We start from the raw sequence: 12,184 nt of genomic DNA on the forward strand, positions 1-12,184 counted from the left end.
CGGAGAAACCATGCCCAAGATCAACGCCTCCCCTGCCCTCGCGCGCTTTCGCGTGCTCGATCTGTCCCGCGTTCGCGCCGGCCCCACATGCGTGCGCATCCTTGCGGATTTCGGCGCCGATGTGATCCGCATCGAGCCCCCGGCGGGTGTCGACCCGAACGAGGCGATGTTCGCAGCCGACCGCTGGGGCGGCGACTTCCAGAACCTCAACCGCAACAAGCGATCGATGACGCTGAACCTCAAGAAGCCGGAAGGGCTCGAGGCCTTCATGCGGCTGGTGGAAACAGCCGACGTGGTGGTGGAAAACTGGCGCCCCGACGTCAAGGCGCGACTGGGCATCGACTACGAGGCGCTGCGCGCGGTCAATCCGCGGATCATCCTCGCGAGCATCTCGGGCTTCGGCCAGGACGGTCCCTATGCCTGGCGCCCGGGCTTCGACCAGATCATCCAGGGCATGGGCGGGTTGATGTCGGTCACGGGCTTCCCGGCACAGGGCCCCATGCGCGCCGGCCTCGCGGTGGCCGATTCGGGCACCGGCGTCTATGCGGCAGCGGGCATCCTGATCGCGCTGCTGGAGCGCGAGCGCTCCGGGCAGGGGCAATGGGTGCACGGCTCGCTGCTGCACACGCAGGTGGCGCTGATGGACTTCCAGGCCGCGCGCTACCTCAACGACGGCGACGTGCCCGCCCAGGCAGGCAACGATCACCCGACGAGCAGCCCGATGGGCCTCTTCCAGGCCAGCGACGGCGTGTTCAATCTCGGCGCGTCCGGCGAAGGCAACTGGGTGCGGTTGTGCGAATGCCTGCAGACGCCGCAGTTGAGGACGGTGCCCGCCTTCGCCACAGAGAAGCTGCGCGTCGAACACCGGCTGGCACTCAACGAGGCCCTGGCCGAGGTCTTCAAGAGCCAGACGGTTGCGCACTGGGTCGAACTGCTGAACCGCGCCGGCGTGCCCGCGGGCCCTGTCTATTCGATTCCGCAGGTCTTCGAGGACGCCCAGGTGAACCATCTGGGCATCGCGCAGGATGTGGAAGCGGGCAACGGCCGGCGCTACCGGCTGGTGTCGCAGCCCATCACGCTGGCGCGCACGCCAGCGCGCATCGCGCACGCCGCCCCGGCCTGGGGCGAGCACACCACCGAGATGCTGACCGAGATCGGCTACACGCCTTCCGACATCGAACAGCTGCAAGCGAAGGCCGCGGTATGAGCGAAGGACACATCCGGACCGAGACCGCAGCGGGGGTCGGAACCCTGGTGATCAGCCATGCGCGCAAACACAACGCGATGACGCTGGCCATGTGGCAGCAGCTCGCCGAAGCCGTACAGGCGCTGGCCGACGACCGCGCCGTGCGCGTGATTGTCGTCACCGGTGAAGGCGACGCCGCTTTCGTCTCGGGCGCCGACATCAGCGAGTTTGCGCAACAGCGCAGCGGCACCGACGCCGTGGCCGCCTACGACCACGCGGTGGCGACCGCCCAGCGCGTGCTGGCCGAATGCGCCAAGCCGACAGTGGCGCGCATCCAGGGTATCTGCATGGGCGGCGGCATGGGCATCGCCCTCGCCTGCGACCTTCGCTTCGCCGCGTCGAACGCGCGCTTTCGCATGCCGGCCGCGCGCATCGGCCTGGGCTACGCGTTCGAGGGCATGCAGCGGCTGGTGAGATTGCTGGGCGCACCGGCCACCTTCGACCTGTTCTACACGGCGCGCAGCTTCCACGCCCCCGAGGCGATGCGCCTGGGCCTGGTCAACGACTGCATCGACGCCGAGATCTTCGACGCCGAAGTGGCGTCACGCGTGGCGCTGATCGCCCAGAACGCGCCGCTGGCCTTGCGGGCCGCAAAGGCCGCGATTCTCGCTACGCTGGAGCCCCCGACAGCGCAGGCCCGGGAAGCGATCGACGCGATGGTGCGCCAATGCTTCGCCAGCCGGGACTACGCCGAGGGCCAGGCTGCATTTGCCGAGCGGCGCGCGCCGCGTTTCGAAGGGAGCTGAACCGATGACCGCCACCCTGCAAGAGAACCCGTCATGAGCAATCCACGCGTCCCCTTTCAACTCTCGTCCGAGCGCCCACCGTTGATGCCGCTGGACGGGGGCCACATCCTCGCGCACATCGTCGTGAACGTGGAGCACTGGCCTTTCGACCGCCCCATGCCGCGCACGCTGCTGACGCCGCCGCACGGCAAGGAGACGGTGCCCGACGTGCCGAACTTCAGCTGGGCCGAGTACGGCCTGCGCTGCGGGCTGCCACGCATGATCGAGGCGCTGCGCAGCCGCGGATTGCGCGCGTCCGCCAGCCTCAACGCCTCCGTGATCGATTCGCACCCGAGCGCCGCGCAGGCCATCCTGGGGGCCGGCTGGGAATTCATCGGCCACGGGGTGCAGCAGCAGTCGCTGGCGCAACTCGACGGGCACGCCCAGGCGGAAGCCATCGTGAAGTCGCTCGACCGCATCGCCGCCTTCACCGGCGTCCGTCCGCGCGGCTGGCTCTCGCCCGGGCTGCGCGAAGCGGCGGACACACCCGACATCCTCGCCGCCGCCGGCATCGACCATGTGTTCGACTGGTGCCTGGACGACTTGCCGTGCTGGATGCAAACCGAGCACCGTTCGCTGATGGCCCTGCCCTACATGCTGGAGGTCAACGATTCGGTGATCTATGCGGTCGAGAAGCACTCCTCGCCCGAAATGAAGCTGCGACTCGAACGCACCCTGGAGGTCTTTGCGCGCGAGGTCGCCCGCCTGGGCCAGCCCCGGGTGCTGGCCATCGGGCTGCATCCGCACCTGATGGGCGTGCCCCACCGTTTCGGCGATTTCGAAGCCATGCTGGACCTGCTGCTCGCGCACCCGATGGTGCGGGTGGTGACGGGCTCATCCCTCCATGACTGGTACGCCGCGCAGGTCCCCGCGCCGGCGCCGCTCGTTGCCCGGTCCGGCGACGTCCCCTTTGTCCCGATGCCTCAATGAACGCCATCGACACCCTCATCGCCCACGTGCGCTCGCGCGACTTCGACTCCCTGCCACCCGAAGCGGTGAATGCGGCGCGGACGTTCATCTACGACACCATCGGCGTCGGCATTTCCGGCTCGCGCCATCCGCGCATGCCGGCCCTCAAGCAGGCCGCGCAGTCCCTGGGCGACGGCGACGCCGTCACGGTCTGGGGCAGCGGCGAGAAGCTGCCGTTCCCGTCGGCCGTGATGCTCAATGCCTACCAGGTGTTCAACCAGGAGTTCGATGCGGTGCACGACGTCGCCGTGGTCCATGCCTTCGCCTGCATCGTGCCGGCCGCGCTCGGCTATGCCCAACGCGAAGGCGGCGTCTCGGGCAAGGCGTTGATCACGGCCGTGACGCTGGGACTCGACGTGGCCATCTACGTCGCGCTGGCGCAGCGTGCGCCGATGCGCTTCTTCCGCCCTGCCATGTGCGGCGGCCTTGGCGCCACGGCCGCACTGTGCAAGCTCGCCGGCATGGACGCCGACACGATGCACAACGCACTCGGCCTCATGTACAGCCACCTCTCCGGCACCATGCAGGCCCATGCCGAGGGCTCGCCCGCGGTCGGCCTGCAGGTGGGCCTGAACGCACGCGCAGCCGTCACCGCCTTCGAACTGGCGCGTGCCGGCTTCCCGGGACCGCGAGACATCCTGGAGGGCCCGTTCGGCTACTTCGCGCTCTATGACTTCGGCCAGTCGCGCTGGGCCGACGTGGCGAACGACGTCGGCCAGGTCTTCCAGATCGCGCGCATGAGCCACAAGCCCTACCCCACCGGCCGCGCGACCCATGCGGGCGTCGATGCGGTCGTCGATCTCATGGCCACGCACGGCTTCGGTGCGGACGACGTGGAAACCGTGCGCGTGCATGCCTCGGCGCTGATCGCACGGCTCGTGGGGCGGCCGGCGCAGCCTGGCATGGACTCTGCCAGCGCCAAGCTCAGCATGGGCTACGTGGTGGCAACGGCACTGCGCAAGGGCCGGGTGGGCATCGAGGCCTTCGACCCGCCCGCGCTGAACGACGCGCGCACCTTCGAGTTGGCACGCCGGGTCGAGGTGCTGGACGACGGCAACCCCAATCCGAACGCCCTGGGTCCGCAAGTGGTCGAGGTGGTGCTCAAACGGGGCGACACGCTGCGGCTGGCCGTGCCGCACTTTCTCGGCAGCCCCGGCCGGCCGCTGCCCGCACCCGATCAGCAGGCCAAGTTCATGGCCTGCTGCGCCTCGATCAAGCCGCGGCTGCCGCCGTCACAGGCCGAAACACTGGATTCGGCACTGCGCCGGCTCGAGGAACTGCCTGACGTGCGCGAACTCATCCCACTGATGACGGCGCCCGCCTGACACCCCGGGGCCGCCCGGCCCCTTTCGCTTCTTTCCGTTCCCTGCATCGGTCGTTCATTGCGCCCTCGTGGCTGCAAGGGATGCGCGCGCTCGCGCGGCCGATGCCCCACTCACCCTGCCATCGAGATACACCATGAACCGTTCTTCCGACAACTACCAGGACATCCGCGACGCCGTGCGTGCGCTGTGCGCCGAGTTTCCCGACGAATACCACCGCAAGATCGACGAGCAACGCGCTTACCCCGAAGCCTTCGTCGATGCACTGACTGCCGCGGGCTGGCTGGCAGCGCTGATCCCGCAGTCCTACGGCGGTTCCGGCCTCGGGCTCGCGGAAGCCTCGGTGATCATGGAGGAGATCAACCGCTGCGGCGGCAACTCGGGCGCCTGCCACGGCCAGATGTACAACATGGGCACGCTGCTGCGCCACGGCAGCGAGGCGCAGAAAAGCCGCTACCTGCCGAGGATCGCCAGTGGTGAGCTGCGGCTTCAGTCGATGGGCGTGACCGAGCCCACCACCGGCACCGACACCACGAAGATCAAGACCACGGCCGTGCGCAAGGGCGACACCTATGTCGTCAACGGGCAGAAGGTGTGGATCTCGCGCGTGCAGCACTCCGACCTGATGATCCTGCTGGCGCGCACCACGCCGCTGGCCGAAGTGAAGAAAAAATCCGAAGGCATGTCGATCTTTCTGGTCGACCTGCACCAGGCCATCGGCAACGGCCTGACCGTACAGCCGATCGCGAACATGGTGAACCACGAGACCAATGAGCTGTTCATCGAAAACCTGGAGATTCCGGCGGACCACCTGATCGGCGAGGAAGGCCAGGGCTTTCGCTACATCCTCGACGGACTTAACGCAGAGCGCACGCTGATTGCCGCGGAATGCATCGGCGACGGCAAGTGGTTCATCGACCGCGTGACCGGGTATGTGAAGGACCGTGTCGTGTTCGGCCGCCCCATCGGTCAGAACCAGGGCGTGCAGTTCCCGATTGCCGAGAGCCACATCGAAGTGGAAGCCGCCGACCTCATGCGCTGGCGTGCCTGCGAGCTTTTCGACGCCCGACAGCCTTGCGGCGCGGAAGCGAACATGGCGAAGTACCTGGCCGCCAAGGCCAGCTGGGAGGCCGCCAATGCGTGCCTGCAGTTTCATGGCGGTTTCGGCTTTGCCAACGAGTACGACGTCGAACGCAAATTCCGGGAGACCCGGCTCTACCAGGTGGCGCCGATCTCGACCAACCTGATCCTCGCGTATGTCGCGGAACATCTGCTCGGTCTGCCGCGCTCGTTCTGAAGAAGCCAGGCTGGGGCTGCAACACAAGTGGAAGCGGAGACTCAGGCGGGCCAGGTTGAGTGTCAGCAACCCGTCTGGAGCCGCCGTACGCGAAGGACTGCCATGCAACGAATGCCCACGTCGGACTTGCAGCCACCGGCGTCAAGCTCGAGAGCCTGATTGCTTGCTGGGAGCATCGCGCCGTCAGTCCCACGTCCGATTCCCTCCTCGCTGAAATTGCCGCCGGTACGCAGAAGGCGTCGCCCCCACGATCTGTCCGAAGCGGCGCGCGAACTGCGTCGGCTCTCCGAAACCGGTGCTTTCGCCGATCTCCGCCGCAGAGGCGCCGGTAAAGACCAGCAGCGTCTTGGCGCGCTCGATCCGGCGTTCGGTCACCAGCTCCAGGAAGGTCTTGCCCGTTTCGCTCTTCAGCAGGTGAGCCAGATGCGTGGGCGACACATGGCTCGCATGCGCCGCGTCGCCCAACGTCAGCTCCTGCGCGAGGTTGCGGCTGATGTAGCGGATGCAGCGCAGCACCGCCGGCCGGTACGACTGCAGGGCCATCCCCTGCGCCTCGCAGTTGCGAAACTCCTCACCGTAACGTCGCCACACCATGCCGATCAGGTGAAGCAGATGGCTGCGAATCAGCAGGTGGCTGGCGGTGTCTTCGCCCGGCGGCCGCTGCGCTTCCTGTGCCATGTGTTCGCACAGCGCTTGGAGCTGGTGGGTCTCGGTTTCGTCGAAGCGGAAATCCAGGCAATGCTGGAACCGGAAAGGCGCGAGCTCGGGCGCGCGTGACAACGGCACCTCCGACAGCTCGAACACGTCGAGGTCCAGCGACGGCAGCAGGTAGTCCTTGCTGATGTTGATCACATGGAACACGCCGTCGGCCGCGTTCGGGATGTAGTGCACCAGAAACGGCAGCACGAAGCTCACCGTGCCGGCGCCGATGGCGCGCTGGTTGCCGCCGATGTAGTGTGTGGTCTCGCCCCGCGTGTTGACGTAGATCTGGAAGTACTCGTGCCGATGAGGCACCGGATTCGGCAGGCAGTTGCTCTGGTCATGAATGCCGAAATAGGCGCGCTGTGCCCGCGCCGCCATCGTGTAATTGCTGATGGCAGCACGCGCGGCACCGGCGCGGGGCGGCGGCACGAATTCGTCGGGGGAAGGCGTGGGTGGCATGAAGAGCTGATCTCAAGATCGCAAGGATTGCATATCTTTGCGCAAGCCTGCGCGTTGAGGTGAGGAGGCCTCGTTCCTAGACTCTAGCCACTCCTTTCCAAACCTTCCAGAGAGACAAACCCATGTCCCCCCACCCGACGGCCGAGCGCGCGACCGATACCCGTACCGACGCCCTTCAAGTCCTGCCCGTTTCCATCGACATCGTGGACAGCGACCAGCGCTTTCCGGTGCGCCGCGTCTACTGCGTGGGCCGCAACTACCTGGCCCACATCCGGGAGATGAAGGAAGGCGACGAGCGCGATCCGCCGTTCTTCTTCCAGAAGCCGTCCGACTCGGTAGTGACCGACGGGCGCGTGCCCTACCCCACGCTGACGGACGACTTCCAGTTCGAGTTCGAACTCGTCGTGGCCATCGGCAGCCATGCGTCGAACGTGACGCCCGAGAATGCGCTGGATCACGTCTTTGGCTACGCTGCGGGCCTGGACATGACCCGGCGTGACCGCCAGCGCGAATGCAACAAGCGCGGCCTGCCGTGGGAACAGGGCAAGTCTTTCGACCACTCGGCGCCCTGCGGCCCGATCCATCCGGTGGCGAAGGTCGGGCACATCCGCTCGGGAACACTCAACCTCTCGGTCAACGGCGCGGTGCGGCAAGACTCGGTGCTCGAAAAGATGATCTGGAACGTCCACGAGATCGTCAGCGAGTTGTCCAAGCAATACCGCCTGCTGCCCGGCGACCTGATCTTCACCGGGACGCCCGAAGGGGTCGGCCCGGTGCAGCGCGGCGACAAGCTCACCGGCCGCATCGACGGGCTCGCGCCCCTGCAGGTCGAGATCGTCTGAGCCCGCAACAGCACACGGAGACACCATGAAACCACTCGAACGCATCTCGTACTCGTCCATCGCGGATCGCCCCGCACTGAAGTTGCCCGGCGGCAAACGACTGGCTGTCTGGGTGATCGTCAACGTCGAGGAATGGAACATCGACGAGACCATGCCCCGCACCGTGCTGACACCACCGGCCGGTGGTTCGCCGATGCCCGACATCCCGAACTGGGCCTGGCACGAGTACGGCAACCGCGTCGGCTTCTGGCGCATGCTCGAAGTGATCGACGCACTCGGCATCAACGCCACGCTCGCCATCAACGGTTCGGCCATCGGCGCCTACGAGCCCATCGCCAAGGCGGCGAAGGAACGCCAGTGGGAGTTCATCGGCCACGGCTTCGGGCAGCGCAACATGCAAAAGGTCCCCGACGAGGTCGAGGACATCGCCAAGACCACCGAGGCCATTCGCGCCTACACCGGCAAGCGCCCGCGCGGCTGGCTCGGCCCGGGGCTCACCGAGACCTGGCACACGCCCGACATCCTGGCCGAGCAGGGCTACGAGTACGTGTGCGACTGGGTGCTCGACGATCAGCCGGTGCGGCTGAAGACACGCGACGGCGGCACGATCGTGAACGTGCCCTACACGCAGGAATGCAACGACGTGGCAATGATGCTGATCCAGCACCACAAGGCCAGCGAGTACCGCGACCGCGCCATCGACCAGTTCGAACAGCTCTACGCCGACGCGAAAGACTCGGCCCGCGTCATGGCGCTGGTGGTGCACCCCTACATCATGGGCGCGCCGCACCGCCTGCGCTATTTCCGAGAAGCGCTGGCGCACATCCAGCGGCATGAGGACGTGGCCTTCCTGACCGGCGAGCAGATCCTCGACTGGTACGGCGCGGCAAGCCCCGCTGCGTGAACCCTCGCCGGCACAGCGCCGGCGACCCCGTGCAACGAACGAACAACAAACAGATTTCTCGCTCGGCGAGAAGGAGACAACACGTGCATTCCTCAACCTCCGTCATTTCACCGGCGGTCGGTGGCGCGCGCCGCGAGGCGCCCATCACCGCGCTGGAGATCGGCATGTTCCTGGTGCTGCTCGCCTCGTACGCGCTCAACGCGATGGACCGGCAGATCTTTCCGCTCATCGCCGCGGACGTGCGCAAGGAGTTCGGCTTCAGCCTGGCCGACACCGGCCTGCTGTCGACCATCTTCACGCTGGGCATGGCCGTGGCCGGAATTCCGACCGGCTATCTGCTGGCGCGGCTGTCGCGCAAAACGGTGTTGCAGATCGGCATTGCGATCTTCTCGCTGGGCACGCTGCTGGCGGCCTACTCGTACGGCTTCGCCGACATGATCGTCTACCGGGCCGTCACCGGCATCGGCGAAGCAATGCAACTGACGGTGGTGATCGCCATCGCCGCGAGCTACTTCGCGCGCTACCGGGCCACCGCCGTGGGCGCCATCAACTTCTCCTTCGGCATCGGCGCGATCCTGGGGCCGCTGCTTGGCGGCCACCTGATCGGCGTCGAGCGCGATTGGCGCCTGCCGCTCATCGTGTTCGGCCTCGCGGGCTTCGCGGCCATGGCGGTGATCGCGCTCACCGTGAGCAAGCGCATGACCGAGAACGTGGCGGCCACCGGCGGGCGCACCGACCAGCGCGGCGCCACCACCCTGTGGAACCGCAACACGGCCCTGCTGACTGGCATGAGCGTCATCGGTGGGCTCTGCATCTACGGCTACCTGGGCATGTACCCGACCTTCCTGCGCGAGCACCTGCACTACACGCCGTCGGACACCGGCCGCGTGATGAGCACCTTCGGCTTCGGCGTGTTCGCATCGATCTTCGGCGGCTGGCTCGGCGACCGCTTCCATCCCAAGCTCGTGCTCTCGGCGAGCTTCATGGGCACCGGCCTGCTGGGCTTCCTGATGTTCTCGGGCCCCACCGACATGGTGGTGCAGTCGGCGCTCTCCTTCGCGTGGGGCTTCGTGGTGAGCGGCGTGCTGTACGTGAACCTGGCGGGGTATCACATCAAGGCGGTGCATGCCTCGCTCACGAGCCGCGCCACGGGCGTGTTCGTCACCACGCTGTACGGCGCGGGTGCAGTCGCGGGCTTCGTCATCGGCGGCATCGCCTCGCGCTTCGGCTGGAGCACGGCCGGGCTGGTGCAGATCACGCTGCTGGCGGCGGTCGGTGTGGGGCTCACGCTGCTGCTGCACACCGACCGCATGTCGCTGCCGGCACGCAAGCCGTGATGCTGCTCGACGGGGCGCTGCTCGGCGGCGCCGCGGCCCTGGCCGGCGCACTCAATGCCGTGGCGGGCGGCGGCAGCTTCCTGACGCTGCCGGCACTGGCGATGGTCGGCGTGCCGCTGGTGTCGGCCAACGCCACCGGGACCGCCGCGTTGCTGCCGGGCTACCTGGCCGGTGCCTGGGCATTGCGCAAGGAGCTGTCGGGCCCGATGTCGCCTTCGCTCCTGCGGCTGGGCGTGCTGTCGGTGCTCGGCGGTGCGGCCGGTGCGGCGCTGTTGCTGTCGACCTCGAACCATGCCTTTGCCCGCATCGTGCCGTGGCTGCTGCTGGCCGCGACGCTGCTCTTCGCGATCGGGCCCGGCCTGGTGCGCCGAAGACTCGCCACCGCCGACAACCACAAGCCACGAGGCCGGTGGCTCGCCGACCTGGGCATTGCCGCGGTCGCCGTCTATGGCGGCTACTTCAACGGCGGCCTCGGCATCCTGCTGCTCGCCGTGCTCGGCGCGCTGGGGCACACGGACATGGGCCGCATGAACGGCATCAAGAACTTCGTCTCCGCGATCCTGACGCTGATTGCCGTGGCGATCTACGCGGCCAGTGGCGCGATCGTCTGGACCTACGCGCTGTGGATGGCCCTCGGTGCCACGGTGGGTGGCTATGCCGGCGGCATGGCGGCACGGCGGCTGAAGCCCGAGGTGGTGCGCGGCTTCGTCGTGCTGACGGGGCTGGCGATGACGGCGGCCTTTCTTCTCAAGGCGTATTGAACGGGCTTTCGTTTCTTTCTTCTTTCCGTCACTTCAATCACTCGGTCGACCCATGAAAACAACCAAGAGAGACTTCACCCGTTTTGTCGGCGCCTTGATGGTCGCCGCCACCGGTGCACCGGCGCTGGTCGGCTCGGCGTCGGTGTCGGCCCGCACAGCGCGTGCGCCCGCATCGCCCGGCCTTCGACGCGGCAATTACCTGATCCGCAACGGCGCGGTCATCACGGTCGACCGCGCCAAAGGCGTGCTGCCGCTCGCCGACATATGGGTCCGCAACGGCGTGATCGAGAAGATCGGGCGCGGCCTGAGCGCACCGGCAGGCACGGAGATCATCGATGCGACCGACATGATCGTCATGCCGGGCTTCGTCAATTCGCACTATCACATGTGGAGTGCCATCGGCCGCAGCTTCACCGCGCGCGACGGCGGCTTCTCGTACTACCCCGCCAAGAACGCGACCTCGACCCTGTACACGCCCGACGATTTCTACAACAGCGTGATGCTGGGCTGCGCCGAGCTGGCGAACGGCGGCACGACCACCGTGCACAACTGGTCGCACAACACCCGCTCCCCCGCCCATGCCGATGCCGAACTGCGTGCGCACCAGCACTCGCTGCTGCGCGCCCGCTACGCCTACGGCCACGTCGACAAGATGCCCGCCGACGAACTCAACCGCTACGAGGACCTGGCGCGCGTGCGGCGCGAATGGTTCGGCGAGCGTTCGCCGTTCGACGGGCTGGTGCACCTGGGGCTGAACCTGCGCGGCCCGCAGCAGAGCACCGACGCCGTGTTCCACGAAGAGATGAAGTCCGCCAAGGCCAGCGGATTGCCCATTGCGATCCACGCACCGCAGGAGGCCCCCAACAACGTCGATGCCGTCGACTACGAACGACGCGGCTACCTGGGGCCGGATTTCATGCTCGCGCACTACGTGCCCGCCAGCACGGCCGACCTGACGGCCATGGCACGCACGAAAACGCCGCTGTCCTTTGCTACGCACTCCGAGCTGCGGCTCAGCGGTACCGGCGATGCGCGCGCCGCGCTCTTCGCGATGCGCAACGCGGGCTTGACCATTTCGTTGTCGAGCGATGCGACCTCCATCGCGCCGCCCGACATGTTCGAGGCGATGCGCTTCACCTGGAACCTGGGCGTGCCGTGGGCCGGCACGCCCAGCGCGCAGTCGAAGGCGATCGGCGTGCCCGAGGCGATCGAGATGGCGACCCTCAACGGCGCCATTGCGATGGGGCTGGGCGAGGTCACCGGCTCGATCACCGAAGGCAAGCGCGCCGACATCATCCTGGTGCGCACGCAGGACCTGAACATGGGCCCGGTCGGCAATGTCGAGACCGCCATCCTGCAAAGCGGCAGTGCGGCCAACGTCGACACCGTGATGGTCGACGGGCGCATCGTGAAGCGCAACGGGCGGCTGCTGGCCTACGACACGCGCGGCATCATGCGGCGCGCGCGGCAATCGGCGGACCGGATTCGCGCCGCGGCGAGCGAGGCCCTGAAGGCCTGAAGCTCTTGCGGCCATTCGCACGCGGCGTACACGCCGGCGGT

The 12,184-nt window shown here is 67.4% G+C and carries 11 protein-coding genes; 10 read left to right on the top strand and 1 reads right to left on the bottom strand.

Annotated features, from left to right (window positions below; genetic code table 11):
* Positions 1 to 10: 10 nt before the first annotated feature.
* The 5 genes from AC07XP_RS11300 to AC07XP_RS11320 all read left to right on the top strand — a co-directional run bounded on the left by AC07XP_RS11300 (position 11) and on the right by AC07XP_RS11320 (position 5,619).
* Entirely contained in the window at positions 11 to 1,207 is a 1,197-nt protein-coding gene (locus AC07XP_RS11300; protein ID WP_495264700.1) for a CaiB/BaiF CoA transferase family protein, read from the top strand.
* Positions 1,204 to 1,992: an enoyl-CoA hydratase gene (locus tag AC07XP_RS11305; RefSeq protein WP_495264701.1), complete on the top strand. Its 789-nt coding sequence runs from the start codon at positions 1,204 to 1,206 to the stop codon at positions 1,990 to 1,992. Before AC07XP_RS11300 ends, AC07XP_RS11305 begins: the two co-directional genes overlap by 4 nt.
* Positions 1,993 to 2,025: 33 nt before the next feature.
* Positions 2,026 to 2,961: a polysaccharide deacetylase family protein gene (locus AC07XP_RS11310; protein ID WP_495264702.1), complete on the top strand. Its 936-nt coding sequence runs from the start codon at positions 2,026 to 2,028 to the stop codon at positions 2,959 to 2,961.
* The gene (locus tag AC07XP_RS11315) at positions 2,958 to 4,325 is read left to right on the top strand and encodes an MmgE/PrpD family protein (RefSeq protein ID WP_495264703.1); all 1,368 of its coding nucleotides are present in this window, start codon (positions 2,958 to 2,960) and stop codon (positions 4,323 to 4,325) included. The genes AC07XP_RS11310 and AC07XP_RS11315 overlap by 4 nt, the downstream gene beginning before the upstream one ends.
* 133 nt (positions 4,326 to 4,458) lie before the next feature.
* The gene (locus AC07XP_RS11320; protein ID WP_070061255.1) at positions 4,459 to 5,619 is read left to right on the top strand and encodes an acyl-CoA dehydrogenase family protein; all 1,161 of its coding nucleotides are present in this window, start codon (positions 4,459 to 4,461) and stop codon (positions 5,617 to 5,619) included.
* Between the two features lie 183 nt (positions 5,620 to 5,802).
* On the opposite strand, the gene AC07XP_RS11325 is transcribed toward AC07XP_RS11320, so the two are convergent.
* Positions 5,803 to 6,780 (bottom strand): AraC family transcriptional regulator, encoded by a 978-nt coding sequence (locus AC07XP_RS11325; protein WP_255221086.1) that lies wholly within the window; start codon positions 6,778 to 6,780, stop codon positions 5,803 to 5,805.
* 122 nt (positions 6,781 to 6,902) lie between these two features.
* Here AC07XP_RS11325 and AC07XP_RS11330 point away from each other — a divergent pair, with 122 nt between their 5' ends.
* The 5 genes from AC07XP_RS11330 (at position 6,903) to AC07XP_RS11350 (ending at position 12,143) form a co-directional block, all read left to right on the top strand.
* Entirely contained in the window at positions 6,903 to 7,622 is a 720-nt protein-coding gene (locus AC07XP_RS11330) for a fumarylacetoacetate hydrolase family protein (RefSeq protein ID WP_495264704.1), read from the top strand.
* A gap of 25 nt (positions 7,623 to 7,647) precedes the next feature.
* Positions 7,648 to 8,526: a polysaccharide deacetylase family protein gene (locus tag AC07XP_RS11335; protein WP_495264705.1), complete on the top strand. Its 879-nt coding sequence runs from the start codon at positions 7,648 to 7,650 to the stop codon at positions 8,524 to 8,526.
* A gap of 83 nt (positions 8,527 to 8,609) precedes the next feature.
* Positions 8,610 to 9,863 carry an MFS transporter gene (locus tag AC07XP_RS11340; protein ID WP_495264706.1) on the top strand — a complete coding sequence of 418 codons (1,254 nt, stop codon included), beginning with the start codon at positions 8,610 to 8,612 and terminating at the stop codon, positions 9,861 to 9,863.
* A gap of 2 nt (positions 9,864 to 9,865) precedes the next feature.
* Positions 9,866 to 10,624, top strand: coding sequence for a sulfite exporter TauE/SafE family protein (locus AC07XP_RS11345; RefSeq protein ID WP_447748784.1), 759 nt, complete (start codon positions 9,866 to 9,868; stop codon positions 10,622 to 10,624).
* Positions 10,625 to 10,676: 52 nt separating this feature from the next.
* Positions 10,677 to 12,143, top strand: a complete 1,467-nt coding sequence (locus AC07XP_RS11350; RefSeq protein ID WP_495264707.1) for an amidohydrolase family protein — start codon at positions 10,677 to 10,679, stop codon at positions 12,141 to 12,143.
* Positions 12,144 to 12,184: the final 41 nt, after the last annotated feature.

The organism is Variovorax sp. GW531-E2 (assembly GCF_059423125.1).

What these genes read in the sequence shown, in the direction of transcription:
- AC07XP_RS11330 (WP_495264704.1), top strand. Translation starts at nt 6,903, where the DNA reads ATGTCCCCCCACCCGACGGCCGAGCGCGCGACCGATACCCGTACCGAC.
- AC07XP_RS11315 (WP_495264703.1), top strand. Translation starts at nt 2,958, where the DNA reads ATGAACGCCATCGACACCCTCATCGCCCACGTGCGCTCGCGCGACTTC.
- AC07XP_RS11350 (WP_495264707.1), top strand. Translation starts at nt 10,677, where the DNA reads ATGAAAACAACCAAGAGAGACTTCACCCGTTTTGTCGGCGCCTTGATG.
- AC07XP_RS11335 (WP_495264705.1), top strand. Translation starts at nt 7,648, where the DNA reads ATGAAACCACTCGAACGCATCTCGTACTCGTCCATCGCGGATCGCCCC.
- AC07XP_RS11300 (WP_495264700.1), top strand. Translation starts at nt 11, where the DNA reads ATGCCCAAGATCAACGCCTCCCCTGCCCTCGCGCGCTTTCGCGTGCTC.
- AC07XP_RS11310 (WP_495264702.1), top strand. Translation starts at nt 2,026, where the DNA reads ATGAGCAATCCACGCGTCCCCTTTCAACTCTCGTCCGAGCGCCCACCG.
- AC07XP_RS11320 (WP_070061255.1), top strand. Translation starts at nt 4,459, where the DNA reads ATGAACCGTTCTTCCGACAACTACCAGGACATCCGCGACGCCGTGCGT.
- AC07XP_RS11305 (WP_495264701.1), top strand. Translation starts at nt 1,204, where the DNA reads ATGAGCGAAGGACACATCCGGACCGAGACCGCAGCGGGGGTCGGAACC.
- AC07XP_RS11325 (WP_255221086.1), bottom strand. Translation starts at nt 6,780, where the DNA reads ATGCCACCCACGCCTTCCCCCGACGAATTCGTGCCGCCGCCCCGCGCC.